The 19,789-nt window shown below is 56.9% G+C and carries 16 protein-coding genes and 1 riboswitch; of the genes, 2 read left to right on the top strand and 14 right to left on the bottom strand.

Annotation, left to right across the window (positions count from 1 at the left end; translation table 11 throughout):
• Nucleotides 1-24: 24 nt before the first annotated feature.
• The 7 genes from mlaD to ASG35_RS08570 form a co-directional block, all read right to left on the bottom strand.
• Nucleotides 25-597 (bottom strand): outer membrane lipid asymmetry maintenance protein MlaD, encoded by a 573-nt coding sequence (mlaD, locus tag ASG35_RS08600; RefSeq protein WP_056355559.1) that lies wholly within the window; start codon nucleotides 595-597, stop codon nucleotides 25-27.
• A 93-nt stretch (nucleotides 598-690) separates the two neighbouring features.
• On the bottom strand, nucleotides 691-1,458 hold the full coding sequence (gene mlaE / locus ASG35_RS08595; RefSeq protein WP_056355557.1) for a lipid asymmetry maintenance ABC transporter permease subunit MlaE: 768 nt from the start codon (nucleotides 1,456-1,458) through the stop codon (nucleotides 691-693).
• Nucleotides 1,455-2,273, bottom strand: a complete 819-nt coding sequence (locus ASG35_RS08590; protein WP_056355555.1) for an ABC transporter ATP-binding protein — start codon at nucleotides 2,271-2,273, stop codon at nucleotides 1,455-1,457. The genes mlaE and ASG35_RS08590 overlap by 4 nt, the downstream gene beginning before the upstream one ends.
• A 117-nt stretch (nucleotides 2,274-2,390) precedes the next feature.
• Nucleotides 2,391-3,461, bottom strand: coding sequence for a thiamine phosphate synthase (gene thiE, locus ASG35_RS30710; protein WP_082508294.1), 1,071 nt, complete (start codon nucleotides 3,459-3,461; stop codon nucleotides 2,391-2,393).
• Entirely contained in the window at nucleotides 3,458-4,270 is an 813-nt protein-coding gene (locus ASG35_RS08580; RefSeq protein WP_056355552.1) for a thiazole synthase, read from the bottom strand. The genes thiE and ASG35_RS08580 overlap by 4 nt, the downstream gene beginning before the upstream one ends.
• Before the next feature lie 21 nt (nucleotides 4,271-4,291).
• Nucleotides 4,292-4,489 carry a sulfur carrier protein ThiS gene (gene thiS / locus ASG35_RS08575; protein WP_056355548.1) on the bottom strand — a complete coding sequence of 66 codons (198 nt, stop codon included), beginning with the start codon at nucleotides 4,487-4,489 and terminating at the stop codon, nucleotides 4,292-4,294.
• 8 nt (nucleotides 4,490-4,497) lie between these two features.
• On the bottom strand, nucleotides 4,498-5,646 hold the full coding sequence (locus tag ASG35_RS08570) for an FAD-dependent oxidoreductase (RefSeq protein ID WP_235527493.1): 1,149 nt from the start codon (nucleotides 5,644-5,646) through the stop codon (nucleotides 4,498-4,500).
• A 207-nt stretch (nucleotides 5,647-5,853) separates the two neighbouring features.
• Nucleotides 5,854-5,984, bottom strand: a riboswitch (TPP riboswitch).
• Between the two features lie 298 nt (nucleotides 5,985-6,282).
• On the opposite strand from ASG35_RS08570, the gene ASG35_RS08565 reads away from it, so the two are divergent.
• Nucleotides 6,283-8,034 carry an ABC transporter ATP-binding protein/permease gene (locus tag ASG35_RS08565; RefSeq protein ID WP_056355545.1) on the top strand — a complete coding sequence of 584 codons (1,752 nt, stop codon included), beginning with the start codon at nucleotides 6,283-6,285 and terminating at the stop codon, nucleotides 8,032-8,034.
• 116 nt (nucleotides 8,035-8,150) lie between these two features.
• On the top strand, nucleotides 8,151-9,392 hold the full coding sequence (locus ASG35_RS08560; RefSeq protein ID WP_056355541.1) for an MFS transporter: 1,242 nt from the start codon (nucleotides 8,151-8,153) through the stop codon (nucleotides 9,390-9,392).
• A gap of 44 nt (nucleotides 9,393-9,436) precedes the next feature.
• Here the strand turns inward: ASG35_RS08560 and ASG35_RS08555 are convergent, their stop codons facing one another.
• The 7 genes from ASG35_RS08555 to ASG35_RS08525 all read right to left on the bottom strand — a co-directional run bounded on the left by ASG35_RS08555 (nucleotide 9,437) and on the right by ASG35_RS08525 (nucleotide 19,782).
• Complete coding sequence (locus ASG35_RS08555) at nucleotides 9,437-10,207, bottom strand: carbonic anhydrase (RefSeq protein WP_056355538.1); 771 nt, start codon at nucleotides 10,205-10,207, stop codon at nucleotides 9,437-9,439.
• Nucleotides 10,208-10,338: 131 nt separating this feature from the next.
• Complete coding sequence (locus ASG35_RS08550; RefSeq protein WP_056355535.1) at nucleotides 10,339-13,455, bottom strand: type I restriction endonuclease subunit R; 3,117 nt, start codon at nucleotides 13,453-13,455, stop codon at nucleotides 10,339-10,341.
• Between the two features lie 62 nt (nucleotides 13,456-13,517).
• Nucleotides 13,518-14,453 carry a DUF5655 domain-containing protein gene (locus ASG35_RS08545; protein ID WP_056355531.1) on the bottom strand — a complete coding sequence of 312 codons (936 nt, stop codon included), beginning with the start codon at nucleotides 14,451-14,453 and terminating at the stop codon, nucleotides 13,518-13,520.
• The gene (locus tag ASG35_RS08540; protein ID WP_056355528.1) at nucleotides 14,450-15,820 is read right to left on the bottom strand and encodes a restriction endonuclease subunit S; all 1,371 of its coding nucleotides are present in this window, start codon (nucleotides 15,818-15,820) and stop codon (nucleotides 14,450-14,452) included. Before ASG35_RS08540 ends, ASG35_RS08545 begins: the two co-directional genes overlap by 4 nt.
• Nucleotides 15,817-17,655, bottom strand: a complete 1,839-nt coding sequence (locus tag ASG35_RS08535; protein WP_056355525.1) for a type I restriction-modification system subunit M — start codon at nucleotides 17,653-17,655, stop codon at nucleotides 15,817-15,819. Before ASG35_RS08535 ends, ASG35_RS08540 begins: the two co-directional genes overlap by 4 nt.
• Before the next feature lie 85 nt (nucleotides 17,656-17,740).
• Complete coding sequence (locus tag ASG35_RS08530) at nucleotides 17,741-18,175, bottom strand: DUF29 domain-containing protein (RefSeq protein WP_056355522.1); 435 nt, start codon at nucleotides 18,173-18,175, stop codon at nucleotides 17,741-17,743.
• A gap of 140 nt (nucleotides 18,176-18,315) precedes the next feature.
• Nucleotides 18,316-19,782, bottom strand: a complete 1,467-nt coding sequence (locus ASG35_RS08525) for a glutamate synthase subunit beta (protein ID WP_056355519.1) — start codon at nucleotides 19,780-19,782, stop codon at nucleotides 18,316-18,318.
• Nucleotides 19,783-19,789 lie beyond the last annotated feature (7 nt).

The following is a 19,789-nucleotide window of genomic DNA, read 5'->3' as shown; positions in this document are numbered from 1 at the left end:
TTGTGCCGGATCAATATGTCCGGATCATTGACCTGCTGCGCTTGCGCCCATTGCGCTTGCCGCCCCCGGGAACGCCGGCGCGGCGGGTGCGCCGGCTGCCGGCGTACCGGCTCCAGGCGCCGCCGGCTTGGATGCACCCGAATCCGCCGCCTTGTTGTACAGGAACTGCCCGATGAGATTTTCCAGAACCACGGCCGATTGCGTCATCGAAATCGTGTCGCCGCTCTTGAGCATCTGGTCGTCGCCGCCCGGCTCAAGGCCAATGTACTGCTCGCCGAGCAAACCCGACGTCAGGATCTTCGCCGACGAATCCTTCGGAAACTGATATTGCTTGTCGATATCGATCGTGACTTGCGCCTGATACGTATTCTGGTCGAAGCCAATATTCGCAACACGGCCAACCGTCACGCCGGCGCTTTTCACCGGCGCACGCGGCTTTAATCCGCCGATGTTGTCGAACTTCAGCTTGACCGGATAGGTCGGCTGAAACGACATTGCGTTCATATTGCCGGCCTTGAGTGCAAGGAATAACAGCGCCACGAAACCCAGCACCACGAAGAGGCCGACCCAAAAGTCGAGAGCAGCAGTCTTTTTCATCGTCTTCCCAAAGAATCTTGTCGCAGTTTTTTGCGTGAAGGTCTGTGCCCTTCACAACGTCCGCAACCCGGTGACGGGTCGCAGGCCGAAACGTCAGTTGAACATCAGCGCGGTCAGCAAAAAGTCGAGCCCGAGCACGGCAAGCGATCCATACACCACTGTTTTTGTGGTCGCGCGCGATACGCCTTCCGGCGTGGGCTGGGCTTCGTAACCCTGGAACAGCGCGATAAACGTGACCGCGAAGCCGAACACAATGCTCTTGATCACGCCGTTGCCGACGTCGCTCCAGACATCCACGCCGCCTTGCATTTGCGACCAAAACGCGCCCGAATCCACGCCGATCATCAGCACGCCGACCACGTAGCCGCCGAAAATACCCACCGCGCTGAAAATGGCGGCCAGCACCGGCATGGCGATAATCCCCGCCCAGAAGCGCGGCGCCACGACCACCTTGAGTGGATCGACGGCCATCATTTCCATGGCGGTGAGTTGCTCGCCCGCCTTCATCAGGCCGATTTCGGCTGTCAGCGATGTACCCGCACGGCCCGCAAACAGCAAGGCGGTGACCACAGGTCCAAGTTCGCGGACCAGCGAAAGCGCGACTAGAAGGCCGAGCGCTTGCTCGGAGCCGTATCGGTTAAGAGTGAGATAGCCCTGCAAACCCAGCACGAAACCCACGAACAAACCCGACACGCCGATGATCAGCAGCGAATAGTTGCCGACGAAGTGAATCTGTTTCGTGACGAGGCGCGGGCGGCGCAGCAACGGAAAGAATTCGACGACGAGGCGCAGGAACATGCGCGTTGCATATCCGATCGTGCCGAAGCTGCCGAGCACCGAACGTCCGATGGCGCTGATCATGCCTTTGCTCCGATACCAAAGTCCGCCGCCAGCGGCGTCGTGCTTGGATAGTGAAATTTGAATGGACCGTCGGGCGCGCCGTCGATGAACTGACGCACCGACGGTTCCTGCGATGCCCGCAGTTCAGCCGGCGTGCCTTCGGCGAGAATCCCGCCGTTCGCGATGAAATACACGTAATCGGCGATAGCGAACGATTCCGGCACGTCGTGCGTGACGAGAATGGACGTGGCGCCGAGCGCGCTATTCAACGTGCGAATCAGGTTGGCCGTGATGCCAAGCGAAATGGGATCGAGACCGGCGAACGGCTCGTCATACATCATCAGTTCGGGATCGAGCGCGATGGCGCGGGCAAGTGCCACGCGCCGCGCCATGCCGCCCGATATTTCCGAAGGCGACAAATCCCGCGCGCCGCGAAGCCCGACTGCGTTGAGCTTCATGAGCACGAGGTCGCGCAAGAGTTCTTCGGGGAGATCGGTATGTTCCCGTAACGGGAACGCCACATTGTCGAAAACAGTCTGGTCGGTGAAAAGCGCGCCGAACTGGAACAGCATGCCCATCTTGCGGCGAAGTTCGTAGAGGCCGTCGCGTGTTTGCGCGCCGACGTCCTTGCCGCCGAAAAGCACTTGGCCTTTCTGCGCCTTCACAAGTCCGCCGATCAGCCGCAGGACGGTCGTCTTGCCACAGCCGGAGCCGCCCATGACGGCCACGACCTGGCCGCGCGTGAAGCGCATGTTCAGGTTCGACAGAATGAGCCGGTCGCCGTAGCCGAAATCGACGTCGCGAAGCTCTAGCAAAGTCTCGGGGGAAGCTGACACAGGGGCTGACAATCCTTTTACGCAAGAGGCCGAATTATAGGGCCTGTGCGCTCAGAGCGACGTGACGGTCCCTTTCGACTGATCAAAACATATGAAGTTTTTTCCGATTCGGCTGCATTATCGCGCGAATTCCTGTTGCAACGCAGAAATGGCGGACGCAAGCTCCGGCGCCTCTGTAATGGCGCGTACGACTGCTGCGCTTCCTACACCGGTCGACAAGACTTGCTGCAACACGGAACCATTCACGCCGCCAATTGCAACCAGCGGAACAAAACCGTCGAGCAAACGCACATAACGTGCCAGACGCGATAAACCCTGCGGCGCCGTTGGCATGACTTTGGTCGTGGTCGGAAAAACCGCGCCAAGCGCAAGATAGCTCGGTTTGAAATGCAGCGCCTTGAGCATTTCGTAGTAACCGTGCGTTGACAGCCCAAGTCGCAAACCTGCTTCGGCGATTGCATTCAGGTTGGCGGTATCGACGTCTTCCTGCCCGAGATGAACGCCGTAAGCGCCGGCATCGATAGCTGCCTGCCAGTGATCATTGATAAAAAGCTGCGCCTGATGTTTGACGCCCGCTGCAACCGAGCGCTCGATTTCCTGCCTCAGATCGCCTGAATCCGCGGACTTTCGGCGTAATTGCACCGTTTTTACGCCTTGATCCAAAACCTGTTCGACCCATTCGGCGCTTGGCAGTACGGCGTACAAACCCAGCCGGTCGGGACAATGCGCAAAGGGTTTCGACGGTGGCGCTGGCAGATTGGCGACCTTCGGGAAAGTATAAAAATCCACGGGCCATGCGTCGAGTTCATCCAGATTCGACGGACGCCACGCAAGCGCGAGGACAAGCGCATCGTGCGGCTCGAAACCGCAATCAAGGAACGCGGCCAGCGCCGCCAGCCAGTCATCCGACCAGTCGCCTTCGAGCGTGTATTCCACGCCATCGAGTTGCAACGTCGTGCGGCCTGCGCTGGCATCGAGCAATCCCACACCGTTCGGCTGCGGCTCTTTCAAACCGCCGCCCACGATCAAATCCCCGTTCAGCGGACGATCCGGCGCGCTCAAGCAAATCCTCCATTGCTTCGATGCCGCCGGCCACTCACCCAGGCGCCGACGAATTCGCTCCGCGGCTTCCAGCAGTTCGTCAGCGGGCGGCCAGAATATCTCCCTGTCCTGCGTCAGCAAGCTCATGCAGCACTCCCGTCTTGATGCCAGAACGGCATGCCGACAACCGGCGTGCTCGCCTGCGCGCTATCGCGCTCGGCCATTGGACCTGCCAGATAGGCCATCCGCCCCGCTTCGACGCCCAGCGCAAACGCGCGGGCCATCTGCGGCGGAAACGTGGCCTGCGAGACGGCCGTGTTCAGCAACACGCCGTCGAAACCCCATTCCATCACCTGACAAGCGTGCGACGGCACGCCAAGACCGGCATCGACGATAAGCGGCACGTCCGGCAGCCGTTCACGCAAAGTGCGCAAGCCGTACGGGTTCGTCACGCCCTTTCCCGTACCGATAGGCGCGCCCCACGGCATCAGCGCCTCGCAGCCGACATCGAGCAGACGCCGGCCGATCACGAGATCCTCCGTGCAATACGGCAGCACCTTGAAACCTTCGCGGATCAGGATTCCGGCCGCTTCCACGAGACCGATGGGATCGGGCTGCAAAGTGTAATCGTCGCCGATGAGTTCGAGCTTGAGCCACGGGGTATCGAAGAGTTCGCGCGCCATTCGCGCCGTGGTCAGCACTTCGTCCACGGTCTGGCAGCCCGCCGTGTTCGGCAGCAACGCGACGCCGTGGCGCTTCAGGACATCGAAAAAACCGGCTTCGCCCGTGTTCGACTGGCGCCGCAACGCGACGGTGACCATGCCGGGACGGGCGGCATCGATGGAATCCGACAGCGATTGCAACGACGGATAGCGCGACGTCCCCAGCAACACCCGGCTTGGGAACGACGTGCCGTAGAGCGTGAGGGTATCGGCAGTGGTGATCGTGGAGGTCATGATCGATCCTTTTGTAATTGCTCAGCCGCCGGCGACCGGCGAAACGATATCGAGCTTGTCGCCGGCGTAAAGCGCCTTCGATGCATGCTCGCCGCGCGCGACGAACTGGCCGTTCAGCGCCACGGCAAACGGCGGTTTGGCGCCGAAAGCCGCGAGCGCGTCGGTGACGGTGGCGGCATCGGGCACGGAAAACGGCTTTTGGTTGATGTGAATGTTCATGATGAATCTCAAAGCACGGGCGCGGCGTGTTCGCAGCGCGGCAAGGCGGACCAGCGGGCGTTCTGGCGCCAGTCATCGAAGGAATCCGGGTGCGTGATCGCGCCGCCGATCAGCGCTTCGGCGAGCGCGCGGGCGGTTTCCGCCACCTCGGGCGCGATCATGTAGCCGTGCCGGTACAAACCGTTTACGCGCAAGGTTCGTGCGCCGTCCCAGACAATCGCCGGCCGATGATCGGGCAAAGTGGGACGGCATTGCGAGTTCAGCTCGAGAATGCGCGCCTCGCCGAAACCCGGATGCACCGCAAACGCCGCGCTCAGCAACTCGAGCGCCGAGCGCACGGTCACGGGCGACATGTCTTCGCCTTCGACTTCGGTGGCACCGATCACGTACAGATCGTTTTCCTTCGGCGCGATATAAAGCGGATATCGCGGATGCAGCAAACGCACCGGCCGCGTCAGGCCGATACCCGGCGCATGCACGCGCGCCACTTCGCCTCGAATGCCGCGCAACGCCGGCCACGCCGGTTTGCCGCCGAGACCACGGCAATCTATAACGAAGCGCGCGTTGGGCATCGCATCAATCGTTGTGTTCCAGTGAAGATCGACGTTGCGTTCGGCGAGGCCTGCCGCGAGCGCCGTGAGGACTTGCCGGTTATCGAGCTGGCCTTCATTGGGCAACAGCCAGCCTTGCGGAAAACGCGTGCCGAGCGACGGTTCGGCCGCTGCGACCTGCGCGCCGGACAACTTGACGAAACCATCGTGGAACAGCGCTGGCGGCGCGTTTGCGCGCAAGCGCCGCTCGAACAACGGCGCCTCGGCGCGATCGCCTGCATGCCAGACGACTAGCGTGCCATTGCGCTGAAAGAACACGGGCAAGGGCAGATCGGCGAGCAGATGAGGCCATCGTTCGAGTGAAGCCGCGCCGAGTTCGGCGATCAGCAATTCGGCGCTGGCTGCTTCAGCGAGCGGCGCGAGCATCGCCGCGGCGACCCACGCGGCCGATTGGGTGCCGGCGGCATCGCCTCGTTCGTACAACGCCACGCGATGCTCCGCGCCCGCCAGCAGCCACGCGATCAGCCGCCCGCACAACCCGCCGCCCACGACAGCAAAGTCCGGCGGGCCAAGCACGAGCGGATTGGAACGCACAACGGTATTCACGGTGACGATGCCTCCTCAGCAGACGCATAAGAACGTACGGCGCCTGAGCGCAAAGGAAGCCGATGACGAGAGGAACGCCCGTTTCGAGCCCGATTGCACGCGCGGCGCACAAACATGTTCAGGGACGAAACCACGGCGAGAATGCAGCGCCGATGCGCACAGAATGCGGATCGCGGGCCTGCCAATACTGGAAGAAACTGGAAACCAATCGCGTTTCCGGAAACTTCCCTCGCCGGTATTACCCGGATCGGGTGCGAAGGGACTCTCTCAGCCTCGCCGCGCGGTTCTCCGTTCGTTCAAGCCGGGAGACGCGCGCCGAAGCACCCCTGTTTCGTCAACAATCATTAAAACATAAAAACGAAACGGGCCGCAAACAAGGAGGCTCATACGATGCCCGCTTAGGGAAAAGCCGGAGCGAGCACCATGTTCTCCCTTTGGATCGCGCCCGGCGCACTCTGGCACAATGCCGCGATCGCCGGTGCATCTCTTAAAAGCACGGATACATCGAGAATTAAGGAGCAGTTAAGGCGCGCCCGAAACAATAATCCGGCGCGCCGTCTTTAATGATCTCGTACGATCTCCGGCGACCGCCAAGTTACAAACCTGCCGCCGAGCCGGCACGTCTTCAGGAAGCTCATGACCATCACAACTCCCGGCAACACGGAACAAAACGCCGACAAAGTGTCGGCGTGGAGTCTGATCAAGCCTTATTGGGTATCGGAAGAACGCGGCGTTGCGTGGCTTTTGCTGATTGCGATCATCGCGATCAACATGACGGTCGTGTACATCAACGTCCGCCTGAACAAGTGGAACGCGGATTTTTATAACGCGCTGCAGACCAAGAACGTCCATGACTTTCCGCATCTGCTGATGATCTTCACCGGGCTGGCGTTCGCGTACATCCTGCTCGCGGTGTACGGCCGGTATTTGCGGCAGATGCTCGGCTTCCGATGGCGCCAGTGGCTTACGCATCGATACCTCGAACAATGGCTCGGCGACAAAGCCTTCTACCGCATAGAACGCGATCGTCTCGCCGATAACCCCGACCAGCGGATCAGCGACGACCTTCAGTCGTTTGCCACGACGACGCTGGCGTTATCGCTGGATCTGTTGTCCACGCTCGTCACGCTCGCCACCTTCATCACCATCTTGTGGTCGCTCGCCGGCGCGTTGAGTTTTTCTGTGATGGGCACGGCGATCACGATTCCCGGCTACATGGTCTGGGCCGCCGCCGGGTACGCGGTCGTCGGATCGCTGCTGATGCAGCGCTTCGGGCATCCGCTGGTATCGATCAATTACCAGGCGCAAAAAGTGGAAGCGAACTTCCGCTTCGGCCTGATCCGCATTCGCGAGAATGCCGAACAGATCGCGTTCTACGATGGCGTCGCGACCGAAACCACGACCGCCAAGGGCATCTTCCAGACGATCCGCCAGAACTACTGGCAGATCATGAAATACACCAAACGGCTGACCTTCGTGCTGGCGTTCTATAGCCAGGTCGCCAACATTTTTCCGATCATGGTCGCGGCGCCCCGCTACTTCGCCGGGTTCTATTCGCTCGGCGTGCTGATGCAGATCAGCTCGGCCTTCGGCACGGTAAGCGACTCGTTTTCATGGTTCATCAATAGTTATTCGACCTTGGTCGAATGGCGCGCGACCGTGAACCGGCTGCGCGAATTCAAGCGCGTGATGCGCTCGACGCACATCAAGGAAGCCATTTCGCCCGCGACCGCGCATGGCGGCATCAACCTGCATTACGCAAGCACGGACGCGCTGGTGACGAAAGGATTGAAGCTCGCGCTGCCCAATGGCAAACCGCTCGCGACCGTCGCCGATGTCACCGTGAAGCCCGGTTCGCGCTGGCTTGTGCAAGGGCCGTCGGGTTCGGGAAAGAGCACATTGATGCGCGCATTGGCAGGCTTGTGGCCATTTGGCGATGGCACGATCGACGCGCCCGTCGATGCAAAACTCATGTTCATTCCGCAGCAAAGCTACTTGCCCATCGGCGGGTTAAAGGCGGCTTTGAGTTATCCGTCCGAAGCCTCCGTTTTCTCCGATGAAGCCTGCCGCGAGGCGCTGCGCGTCTGCAATCTGAACACGTATGGCACGCGCCTGGAAGAGTCCGGTCACTGGGCGAAAATCATGTCGCCGGGTGAGCAACAACGTCTCGCCGCCGCGCGCGTGCTGCTGCACAAACCGGATTTCATCTTCCTCGATGAAGCCACCAGCGCCCTCGATGCCGAGAACGAAATGCTGATCTATACGGCCTTTATCGATGCATTGCCGAACGCCGCCATAGTCAGCGTGGCGCATCGCGAATCGGTCTCCGGGTTCCATGAAAACCGCATCGAGATCGAGCGCGCGGCAGTGGAAAGTCTGCCGGCGTAGCACTCCGGTTATCGCGTGTAGAAGAAGCGGGTTCATCGTGACCCGCTTTTTGCATTTTTGGACGCCGTAGAATGTTTCGCCGCCCATGAAGACGCGGGCATTGAACAGGAGACAGGATGCGAGCGTTCGAGTGGTTCACCGAGTTGACGACGCGCGAGCGCCGCACGCTTTACGCCGGCTTCGGCGGCTACGCAGTCGATGCCTTCGACTTCATGATCTACTCGTTCCTCATTCCCACGCTGATCGCCACGTGGGGCATGAGCAAAAGCGAAGCTGGGATGATCGCGACGAGTTCGCTGATTTCATCGGCAATTGGTGGCTGGCTTGCAGGCATTCTCTCCGATCGATACGGCCGCGTGCGCGTGTTGCAATGGACCATCGGCTGCTTTGCATTCTTCACGTTTCTTTCCGGCTTCACGCACTCGTTCGGACAGTTGCTCGTCACGCGCACGCTGCAAGGCGTGGGGTTTGGCGGCGAATGGTCCGTCGTGACCGTGATGATGGCCGAGACGATCCGCTCGCCGCAGCATCGGGCGAAAGCGGTTGGGACCGTGCAAAGCAGCTGGTCGTTCGGCTGGGGCGCGGCCGCGATTCTCTATTGGGCGTTTTTTGCGTTGCTGCCGGAAGATACCGCGTGGCGCGCGTGCTTCTGGATCGGCATTGTGCCGGCGCTGTGGATTCTCTATATCCGCCGCAATGTCAACGATCCCGAGATTTTCCTGGCGACACGCCGAGCGCGCGATGCCGGCACCGAAACAGCCACCTTCGCCGATATCTTCAAAGGCGCGCATCTCAAGACGACGATACTCGGCAGCGCGTTGTGCACCGGCATGCTCGGCGGTTATTACGCGATCACCACGTGGCTGCCGACGTATCTCAAGACCGAACGGCATCTGTCCGTATTCAACACGAGCGGTTATCTCGTTGTGTTGATCGTCGGCTCGTTTCTTGGGTATGTATTCGGCGCGATTCTTTGCGACAAGATTGGCCGGCGTGCGTCGTTCGTGTTGTTTGCAATCGGCTCGTTTCTGCTCGGCATGATCTACACGATGATCCCCATCACCGATCACGCCATGTTGTTGCTAGGCTTTCCGCTTGGCATTGTCGTGCAAGGGATTTTTGCGGGCGTGGGAGCGTATTTATCGGAGCTGTATCCCAATGCGATTCGCGGCTCGGGACAAGGATTTTGCTACAACCTCGGGCGCGGACTTGGATCGTTTTTTCCGATACTCGTCGGCGTGTTTTCGCAAAGCATGTCGCTCGTCAAAGCGATAGGCGTGGTTGCCGGAACCGGATATTTACTGGTGATCGTCGCTGCGTTGCTGTTGCCGGAGACGCGTGGGAAAGCGCTGGAATGAGGCCGTCGTTTGCGCAGCTTCGACGGCCTCGTTCAGCTTGCGGCTCAATCTACTTCAAAGATCTCGCGTCCGTTCAGCGCTTGCACCGGACGTTGATTGCCACGATAAAAATGTTGCATGGCATCGAGTTGCTGTTTCGTGATGCTGACCGGCTCCTTGAACTCGATCCATGTCACGCCTTCCGTGCACGGCGGTGTTGTGAGCGAACCGCTATAGGTGTAGTAGCCGGTTTTCTTCGGCAGCAAATCGAACGGGTTCAACGTTATGGCGGTCACTTTCATCTCCGCGCCTTTCTCGGCCGGAACGCGGTCGAGCATCGCCTGGATGACGGGGTTCGCGTGTTCCCCTAGCTTGAATTGCACAGCTAACACGAGGAGTTTGCCATCGGCCGTGCTGTGCACGAGATGCGCGTCCATCACGCTTTCCTTGCCCGCGAAACGCTCTTCGCCCGGCGAATGAAAGTGGAATTGCACGAGTTGATAGGCTTTGTCGCCGAGGGTGATGCTGTCGGTGCCGGGCGTTGCGTTGAACTGAACGGCGTGGCCGGTGTTGACGATATCGATGGGAAGCGGCGCGTAGTTGATCTTCAAGCGCGGCATGTCGGCGGGCGCTTTTTTCGCGCTTTCGATGTTGATCGGCGATTCGGTGCGGCCGCCTTCGCACGCGTGGAAGGCTTCGCTCAATGCGCCCCAGTGGGCCGGGCCGTGTTCGCCGGTGTAGGTCCAGCCGTGATTGGTTTCAGCCGCGGTTGCGGCGAGTGAAATGAAGGCCGTGATTAGGAAAGCGCCGCTGGACTTCCATTTGGTGTTGGTCATGCCGTGCCCCTGAAAAAGTGAGGGCATGAGCATGCACTTCTAGACGCGATGGGGATATCGGAGAAGTCGTAATAGTCGGCGATGGAAACGGAAACAGTGAGCGGCGATGTCAGATTCGAACGTCGCCAAACTTACGGATTGATCCGTGGTGGTGGTTGATTAGATCGAGCGCGCAACGCCTCGTACAACTGCCCGGGTCCTAGAAGGATCTCCATGAGGCCAGCGCGGACGCGTGCTGAACTGAGCGCTTGAGTGCTCATCGCCGTGTGTGCGTCGAAAGCGTCCATGATCGCGTTTTGCAAAGCTTCGGTGAGATCAGGCGAATTGCCGAACTGTTGCTTGGCGTTACTCTTCGCTTGCTGCACCAGCATATCGTTTTCCAAAAGCTTTCCTTTGATAACGCCATTGATATACATGAGCTGATCATCAACGGTAAGCTCGCCTTCAAATAAGCCATTCACCTTAGCGATGATTTCGTTCAACAAGGCCTGCTGTTTGTCCTGGACCGAGCCACTGCCAACGGCATCCATTGGAGGCAGTTTGCGCACATCGCCATGCGCGAGACTTAATGCCTGAAGCCCTCTGTTCTTCAAGGTGTGATGAGTTAGCACAATCTTCGATAAATCCACATCATCGCGTTCTCGTCCGAACTCAAGCAGCGGCAACAGACGTTTGAAGAACATGAAGCGCTTCTCGATATTTGTGTTGCCATAGTCAAATATCTGCGACAGAAAAGCGTATAGGCGGATAAAAGCGCCCATATCGTTTTTGAAGAGGATTAATGCGTCAAGTACATCTTTAGCGCTTCGCGTCAGCCTCTCTTCCCCTTGTGTTTCAGCATCGAGCTTGCGTTGCCACGCGGCTTTATATTTCTTGAGCAAACGATCGGCCACCGGCACGATAGCGCCGTTCAATTGCGCCTGCGTCCCTCTTGGGTCCAGTTCAACCTTTACTACCCGGTCAACTTCGAAGTCGTCGTAGTGACCGCTTGCATCGAGTTTGGCGCGGAGGTCGTACACCTGATTTGGATCAGTTGTCGCTTCAAGCTCGGCGGTATCGTAGTACGTCTTGAATGCTGCTAGAACATCATTGGCATCATTCACAAAGTCGAGAATATAGGTATCGGTCTTTCCAGGGTGCGCTCGATTCAGCCGCGATAATGTTTGCACCGCCTGCACGCCACCGAGCATCTTGTCGATATACATTCCACACAAAAGCGGCTGATCGAAGCCGGTCTGGAATTTGTTCGCAACCAGCAGCAAGTGATACCCGGGCTCGGCAAACGCATTCCGTATAACTTTTCCATTGAGTGCTAGATTCAACTCCGTGCTTGTTTCGCTGACGGGCGAAGGATAGCTTTCAGGATCATCAATTTCACCCGAGAACGCAACTAGAACACCAAGCGAATAATTCTGCCGCTCTATGTATTCTCGAATCGCTTTCTGCCAACGCACTGCCTCTTTGCGACTGCCGACAACAACCATTGCCTTGGCCAAGCCACCCAATAAAGGCTGCACATTCTCTCGATAGTGCTCGACAACCACCTGCACCTTCTGCGCGATGTTATACGGATGAAGGCGAACCCATTGCATGATCCCTTTCATTGCGGTGGTTCGTTCGACTTGCTGGTCGTCAAGCTCACGGCCGTTATGCGCAAGTTTGAATGCGAGTTTGTAAGTCGTGTAATTTCTGAGGACGTCGAGAATGAAACGCTCCTCGATTGCCTGACGCATGGAGTAGACATGGAAAGGAACAGGCAATCCGGCGGCGTTCGGCCGTCCGAAAAGTTCGAGCGTCTTCTGCTTCGGCGTCGCGGTGAAGGCCACGTACGTCAATCCCTTCACACGCGCACGGCCTTGCATCTGTGAGATCAGCAACGTATCAATGCCGATCTCTCCGCCGTCCTGAAGCTCATTCCATTCCTGCGCCGAGAGCAATTGCTTAAGCTTCGATGCCGCATCGCCGCTTTGCGAGCTATGCGCTTCATCGGCGATTACTGCAAAGCACTTGCCTTGCGTCGCGGCGAGTTCATGGACAGCTTTAAGCGCAAATGGAAATGTCTGGATCGTGCATACGATGATCTTCTTGCCGTCCTTTAACGCCTGACCTAACTGTGCGCTTTTGCTGCCATGCTCATTCGTGATTGTCGCCACAACGCCGGTGGTACGTTCGAAGTCAAAGATGGCTTCCTGAAGTTGCGCATCAAGAACGGTCCTATCTGAAACCACGAGCACGCTATCGAAGATTTTATTGTGGTTAGCATCGTGGAGGTCCGCAAGGAAATGCGCTGTCCATGCGATCGAATTGGTTTTTCCCGATCCGGCGGAATGCTGGATCAAGTACCGCTCGCCGGCACCTTTAGCGAGTACATCGGCGACTATCTTGCGCGTTGCGTCCAGCTGGTGATACCGCGGAAAGATAATGCTCTGGAGTTGTTTCTTATCGTCACGTTTGCCGATCAGGAAACGACCTAATATCTCCAACCAGCTATCGCGCGCCCAGACTTCCTCCCATAAATAAGACGCCGCATAACCATCCGGATTGGGTTCGTTCCCGGCCGCGCCTGCGTTGCCACGGTTAAAGGGCAGGAAAACAGTAGGCTTTCCCTCGAGCCGCGTGGTCATCATCACTTCACTTTGACTGACGGCAAAGTGGACGAGCGCGCCGCCAGGAAAACCCAGCAAGGGCTCCAAGACGCCGCCTTGGGGATGCGGGTCACGATCGTATCGATATTGATCGACCGCATCTTGAACGCTTTGCGTGAAGTCCGACTTGAGTTCAGCAGTTGCAACCGGAATACCATTCACAAAGAGGACAAGGTCGAGTTCTTCCCGGGAATTGTTCAAAGAATGGCGCACCTGGCGTACCACGCGCAAACGGTTCGCTTGATACTTTTCCAGATCTACAGGATTGATCGTAAGTGCCGGCTTGAATTGCACCATAGACAGTGGTTCTTTTAAGCCGAGCATTTCGACGCCTCGCCGGAGAACATCCAGCGTACCTCGTTCATTAAGACTTTTACGTACGCGCTCGGCGACACGCTCTTTTATGGCTGCGCCGTTCGTTGTCGTCAGGCGTTGCCATGTGTCTTGCTGCGTCTGTTCAATCCATGCGAGCAAGTCAGGCAGATATAGCGCATTGAATCGGTCGAAATGCGCCGCCGCGCTCTCAGAATAAAGCCAGCCGTTTTCGCCGAGATGTCGGCAGATTGCGTCTTCGAAATGATGCTCTTGATGCAGGTCGCTCATGCGTCTTCCGGCTGATGTTAATTTGCAATTGCTAGACGTTCAGGGTTGTCGCAGCGTGTGGCTCAGCTCTGCGCGTAGCTTCGTTCAATAAGGGCTTTCGCGCGCTCAAGATCCGCGAGTGACCGAAGGCTCACCTCGATATCGCCCGTACCCCAATGGCCGATCTCGCTGACGTCACGCGTGAACCCCTCTTCTAGCGTTATTGCTGCCGGGTCGAGTTTCAATGTGATCGAGATTCTCTGAGCAGCAACGATGACGCAAGCAAAGTTTTTTAGTCGACGAAACGCGGTGTAAAGCTTGAGGCGTCGTTCCTGAACGTCATCTCCGAGCGAAAGAAGATGCGTCGTTGTTTGCTGGTACAGCTCGGCTATTTCGGCCGTCGCGGTTTCGAGTTGCTCCGCGAGCGTCTTGTCTTTGCTCGGCGGTTTAGCTTTTGCTATTTCCGCCGACGACGAGTTATCAGTCGATCTCAGGGCCGTTGCGTCTGCGATAGCGACCGCATTCACCAATTCGAGTATCAAGAGGTCTTCACCGAACAGCTTGTATCGGATCAACTCGATGTTGCGAGGAATCTGCTGGACAGCGTGTCGATCGAAACGAGTGAAATCGGCGGCGATGCATAGAAGGCGCGTGCCAGTCCATTCGACGGTATCAGCCACTTCCTTGCCGAGCTTTTCCATCACGAGCCATCGGAACTCGGCTTGATGGTCAAGCAGCCAATCGAGATAGAAAAGCCCTTGGTTTATGACGTTATCGTTGCTATGACGTTTATATTCGATGATGACCGGGCAATTGTTTTCATCGAGTCCCAGGGAGTCGATGCGGCCCTTGTGTGTCTTGCCAGTGATGTATTCGTTGGCGAGGAAGCGGATGCCGAGGAAGGTCGGCATCTGGGCTTCTATTAAGCTTTGGAGGTGTCTTTCTAGAGTGGCTGGGCGGCTTTGTAGTTCGGTGGCGTCGCCGTGTGTGGAAAGGCGGAAGAGTTGGATATCGCTCATGCAATGGGGGCGGCGTTCATAGCAGGTGCCTCGTCATCGACGTAATCGCGAACGTCAATTTTGCCGGTGACTGCTGCCGAGATGAGAGCGGTTCGGCGTTCTTTTAGAAGATGGTTCGCCCGATTTTGGATCTTGATAAGCGCGTCGAGCGCCTTCGTAGTGTTGTCGAGAAATGCGGAGATCGCGGCCTGTTCATCTAAAGGTGGTATCGGTAAAGCCATACGCCCAAGGTCGGACGCGTTGATGGCGGGATAACTTACACCGGTAGATTTACTAATGATTTCATCAATGAATGCCGCACTTTGCATCGCATATTTTGCGAAGGCAGAGGAAAGATTCTGTTTGGGTCGAATGACGGCAAAGCCCGTCGATACAATCAAATTTGATGGTGGATTAACGATTGGGGCAATTGCCTTTAGATAGGTGCGCACGGTCGAAATTATGACGTCTCCGTGTCGCGCTATGCGACGGGCCCGTGACGGTGCCTCTGCGAAATTTAAAACTTCTGTCCCTTCAATCCCGCGGTTCAGGCTGACATTACCAATATCGACGTATGACAGCTCGAAATCAGGCTCTGTGTCCTCAGGCAAACTTTCATCGTTGATCGTAGCCACGGCCTTGATTGGATAAATGCACCAGTGCGACGGTATGCTACCGACGAAATCATGTTCGCTTAGCTTAGTTGAAACTTTATGGTCCAATCCGTGCGTCACCGCTTTCGAAATAGTCGCTTGGCGTTTTTCTGCAAGCAGCTTGAGCAGCTTCTCCTGCTGAGCAATCAACTCATCTATCTTGCCGGTTTCCCGGTTGAGGAAGAACGCGATGGCACGTTGCTCCGCAAGCGTCGGAAACGCGACAGCTACGTTGTCTAAGGCATACTGAGGTAGCCCGAATCTTGTCAATCCTCGTGCCGAAACTTCGAAATAAGACTTTAGGTAGTGACTGTCGAAAAGTCTCTTGATAAAAAGGCCATCTTGCTCCACGCCCGGGCGCACGACAGCTAAGTGGTAACCGCAAACAACTCCTGGTAGAGATTGAGGCACATACGCGGCGATTGCGATGTCGGCGGCAGTCTCCGAGTCCTTCGTAATCAACGTATCGCCTGCTTGCAGGGTCAGTCGTTCAATCTGCCCTGCGGTGGCGGTTGCTGGCATAAAATTCACGTTAGCCAAAATTTGTTCGCTGTAGTACACGTCGGTATAGTTGCATAAGCGAACTGCCACTTCGCCATCGCGCGATTTTTTATCGACGTTCGACGGCACCACTGTACATGCGTATTTCAGTCGCTTTAGTGCCCAATGTGCCGGAATATCACCTAGCCATTCAAAACCGCTGCTCACGTACTGCGAATAAGTTTGAAGACTCATTTCGCTAGTTCCCCAAGCAGCTTTATTATGTTCGCGGATACGCTCTTCAGATCTGCGTCAATCGCATGCAACCCTCGCAGCGGCTCAAACACATAAAAATGCTGGCTAAACGATATCTCATATCCCACTTTGCTCTTCTCTTCATCGATCCAAGCATCAGCCGCATGGGGCTTCACTTCCCGTTCGAAATACTCGCGAATGTCTTCGCCAAGCGGAACATTCTCGGTATCGCGCAACGCACTGTCTGCTTGTGGCTTACCCTTCTGCTTGCCCTTCGCACCTAGAACGATCTCCCCTTTCTCATCGCGTAACGGGCGTTCAACGGTAATGGTCGTATAGCCGAAGGCTTCGTTCTTGAACAGCCGTGACACGGGTGCCACCTTGACCTTTCCACCAGCAGGCGCCTTCGGCACCGCAGCCTTCCCGCTCACAATGCTCTGACCAACCTCTTTGCCATCAACGTCAAGTAGAGTAGCCAAGTCCGCATCCACGCAATGCCCGAACAGATTGGTCACTGTGTCGATGTGGTCGCTGCTCATCTCCTTACGCTTGCTGCCCAAACTCTTACGCATCTTTTGCCAAAAACTCGATGCATCTATGAGCTGTACGAAGCCCTTCCTATTCCAAGGTTTCTTATTCGATAAAACCCATATATAGGTCGCAATGCCGGTGTTGTAGAACATATCCACCGGCAGCCCAATTATCGCTTCGACAAGGTCGTTCTCCAGCACGTAACGCCGAATCTCGGACTCGCCTGATCCCGCGCCTCCGGTAAACAATGGCGATCCATTCAGCACAATGCCAAATCGACTGCCGCCGTCATGCGCTGCGCGCATCTTCGAAAGCAAGTGCATTAGGAAGAGCATCGAACCGTCGGACACGCGTGGCAAACCCGGACCAAAGCGGCCATCGAAACCTTGCTCTTCATGTTCTTTGCGTACAGACTTCTCGACTTTCTTCCATTCCACGCCGAACGGCGGATTCGAGAGCATGTAATCGAACTTGCGACTGCTATGGCCATCGTCGGAAAGCGTATTACCCGCGACGATGTTGCCGACGTCTTGCCCTTTGATCAGCATGTCGGCCTTACATACGGCATAGGATTCGTCGTTGAGCTCCTGCCCGAACATAGTCAGCCTCGCCGCCGGATTATGCTGAAGCAGATGCTCGGCTGCCATAGTCAACATACCGCCAGTGCCAGCCGTCGGATCGTAAATAGTCCGAACTACTGCATTTCCTGACCTCAGCACTTCATCGTCTTCAACGAACAGCAAGTTCACCATCAAGCGAATCACTTCACGCGGCGTAAAATGCTCCCCTGCCGTCTCATTCGATATCTCGGCGAACTTGCGGATCAACTCTTCAAAAGCCAATCCCATTTGATGGTTATCGACCGTATCCGGATGCAAGTCGAATCCTGCAAACTTTTCCGCGACGAGATAAAGCAGATTGGACTTAGCCAAACGCTCGATCACGGAATGGAAATCGAATCGCTCGAAAATATCGCGCGCGGCTGGCGAGAACGCCTGAACGTAGGCGTAGATGTTTTGCCGGATATTGTCCTGGTCACCAAGAAGCTTGGTCAGATCAAGCGGCGACGCGTTGTAGAAAGACTGTCCGGATTTTCGAATCAAAAACGGATCTGGATTGAGGCCTGCTTTGGTTTTCGCGTCAAACTCGGCAAGTACTTTTGCCTTGGTAGGCTCAAGCACACAGTCCAAACGACGCAAAACCGTAAAAGACAAGATCACACGGCCGTATTCAGATTGTCGATAGTCGCCGCGCAGCAAATCCGCGACCGACCAGATAAGAGATGAGATTGTCTGATGGTTCATCGACGGCAGGCTAGCGCCTGGCGTCAATCGGATAAATACGAAACGTCCTAGATGTATTTATTCACTACAATTTATGACATGGAATTCAGCTTTCAGGATAAAAATCCTGGGACAGAATCTCTTCGATCGACCATGCGCAGTCTTCCGGGAATACATCCAAGCCGGTTTCATCGACGGCTTTACTCACCCCGTCCGACCAACTTTCCGCGAGCCAGTCCGGGTCCGTGAGCGATCCGTTGAGGCTCGGCGTTTTCTTCAACCGCAAAGCAAGTGCCTTGCGTTGCTCCTTGATGGTTCGTTTCCAACTGCTGGTTCGATGGCCTGGCTGATATTCCCACTTGAGCAGATGAGCCAATAAAACAGCCATGCGACTGGCCAGCTCGCGCTGTTCGCTTTTGCCCACGTCCTCAATCTCCTCGGCGATATGCTCGATATCGATAGCCGATAGCTTCCCCGAGCGCAGCAACGCCGCCTGCTCTTGAGCCCAAGCCACCACATCTTGTTCGTAGGTCGTTCCCATGACAGATCCTCCCGCACCTGGATGAAGTTATTCTAGCGCGCCTTATCGACGGTAGTATTGCGAGATTAACTTCGGGAATATAAATAAAAAAACCGGGCTCACCCTCAAGCCCGGTTTCAACGAATCACGAACGAAAAACCTTATCGCGGCAACTCGCTAGACCCCATCAAAAACGCATCGACCGACCGTGCGCATTGGCGGCCTTCGCGAATCGCCCACACAACCAGCGACTGGCCTCGACGCATATCGCCTGCAGTGAAAACCTTCGGCACCGAAGTAAAGTAAGCCTTCTCGCCTTCAGTCAATGCCTTCACGTTGCCGCGCGCGTCTTTATCGACACCGAATGCTTCCAGAACCGGCGAAGTCGGCTGAGTAAAGCCCATTGCCAGCAGCACCAGATCGGCCTTCATTTCGAACTCCGATCCCGCCACTTCCTGCATCTTCCCGTCCTTCCATTCCACACGCACGGCGATCAGCTTTTCCACCTTGCCGTTCTTGCCTTCAAAGCGCTTCGTGGCAACGGACCAATCGCGCTCGCACCCTTCTTCATGCGACGACGACGTACGCAACTTGATCGGCCAGTAAGGCCAGACAAGCGGCTTGTTTTCGGTTTCGGGCGGCTGCGAAAGCAACTCGAACTGCGTGACGCTCTTCGCGCCATGCCGGTTCGATGTCCCCACGCAATCCGAACCCGTATCGCCACCGCCAATCACCACGACATGCTTGCCTTTGGCAATCAACTGGTCGACAACCGAATCGCCGGCGTTGACCTTGTTCTGCAGCGGCAGGAATTCCATCGCGTAATGGATGCCTTGCATCTCACGCCCAGGAACCGGCAAATCGCGCGGCGTTTCGGAACCGCCGGCAATCACGACGGCATCGAATTGTTCGCGCAGTTCATCAGGCGTGATGGTTTCACGCGCCGTATTCGCAATGTGCCCCGGCAACGGATCCTTGCCGATAAACACGTTCGTCCGGAACGCCACGCCTTCGGCTTCCATCTGCCGCATACGACGATCGATAAGCCATTTTTCCAGCTTGAAGTCGGGGATGCCGTAACGCAGCAAGCCACCAATGCGATCGTTCTTCTCGAACACGGTCACGTCGTGGCCCGCGCGCGCCAGTTGCTGCGCAGCGGCCAGTCCTGCAGGACCCGATCCAACCACGGCCACTTTCTTGCCCGTCTTGTGCTTTGGCGGCAGCGGCGCGACCCAGCCTTCGGTCCAGGCTTTATCGATGATCGCGTGTTCGATCGACTTGATGCCGACCGCGTCGTCATTGATGCCGAGCGTGCAAGCCGATTCGCACGGCGCCGGGCAAATGCGGCCCGTGAACTCGGGGAAATTGTTGGTGGAATGCAGTACTTCAATGGCGGACTTCCAGTCCTGGCGGAACACCAGATCGTTGAAGTCCGGAATGATGTTGTTCACCGGACAGCCGTTATTGCAGAACGGAATGCCGCAGTCCATGCACCGCGCGCCCTGGATCTTCGCGTCCTCATCCGAAAGCGCGTGAACGAATTCCTTGTAATGCTTGACGCGGGCGAGCGGCGCTTCGTACGTCTCATGCTGGCGCTCGAACTCGAGAAAACCGGTTGCCTTGCCCATGTGGTTC

Source organism: Burkholderia sp. Leaf177 (assembly GCF_001424345.1).
GTDB lineage: Bacteria > Pseudomonadota > Gammaproteobacteria > Burkholderiales > Burkholderiaceae > Caballeronia.
This window is presented reverse-complemented; position numbering and strand designations above follow the sequence as displayed.

What these genes read in the sequence shown, in the direction of transcription:
- ASG35_RS08580 (WP_056355552.1), bottom strand. Translation starts at nt 4,270, where the DNA reads ATGACCTCCACGATCACCACTGCCGATACCCTCACGCTCTACGGCACG.
- ASG35_RS08560 (WP_056355541.1), top strand. Translation starts at nt 8,151, where the DNA reads ATGCGAGCGTTCGAGTGGTTCACCGAGTTGACGACGCGCGAGCGCCGC.
- ASG35_RS08540 (WP_056355528.1), bottom strand. Translation starts at nt 15,820, where the DNA reads ATGAGTCTTCAAACTTATTCGCAGTACGTGAGCAGCGGTTTTGAATGG.
- mlaD (WP_056355559.1), bottom strand. Translation starts at nt 597, where the DNA reads ATGAAAAAGACTGCTGCTCTCGACTTTTGGGTCGGCCTCTTCGTGGTG.
- ASG35_RS08550 (WP_056355535.1), bottom strand. Translation starts at nt 13,455, where the DNA reads ATGAGCGACCTGCATCAAGAGCATCATTTCGAAGACGCAATCTGCCGA.
- mlaE (WP_056355557.1), bottom strand. Translation starts at nt 1,458, where the DNA reads ATGATCAGCGCCATCGGACGTTCGGTGCTCGGCAGCTTCGGCACGATC.
- ASG35_RS08530 (WP_056355522.1), bottom strand. Translation starts at nt 18,175, where the DNA reads ATGGGAACGACCTACGAACAAGATGTGGTGGCTTGGGCTCAAGAGCAG.
- ASG35_RS08545 (WP_056355531.1), bottom strand. Translation starts at nt 14,453, where the DNA reads ATGAGCGATATCCAACTCTTCCGCCTTTCCACACACGGCGACGCCACC.
- ASG35_RS08565 (WP_056355545.1), top strand. Translation starts at nt 6,283, where the DNA reads ATGACCATCACAACTCCCGGCAACACGGAACAAAACGCCGACAAAGTG.
- ASG35_RS08535 (WP_056355525.1), bottom strand. Translation starts at nt 17,655, where the DNA reads ATGAACCATCAGACAATCTCATCTCTTATCTGGTCGGTCGCGGATTTG.
- thiE (WP_082508294.1), bottom strand. Translation starts at nt 3,461, where the DNA reads ATGAGCTTGCTGACGCAGGACAGGGAGATATTCTGGCCGCCCGCTGAC.
- thiS (WP_056355548.1), bottom strand. Translation starts at nt 4,489, where the DNA reads ATGAACATTCACATCAACCAAAAGCCGTTTTCCGTGCCCGATGCCGCC.
- ASG35_RS08525 (WP_056355519.1), bottom strand. Translation starts at nt 19,782, where the DNA reads ATGGGCAAGGCAACCGGTTTTCTCGAGTTCGAGCGCCAGCATGAGACG.
- ASG35_RS08555 (WP_056355538.1), bottom strand. Translation starts at nt 10,207, where the DNA reads ATGACCAACACCAAATGGAAGTCCAGCGGCGCTTTCCTAATCACGGCC.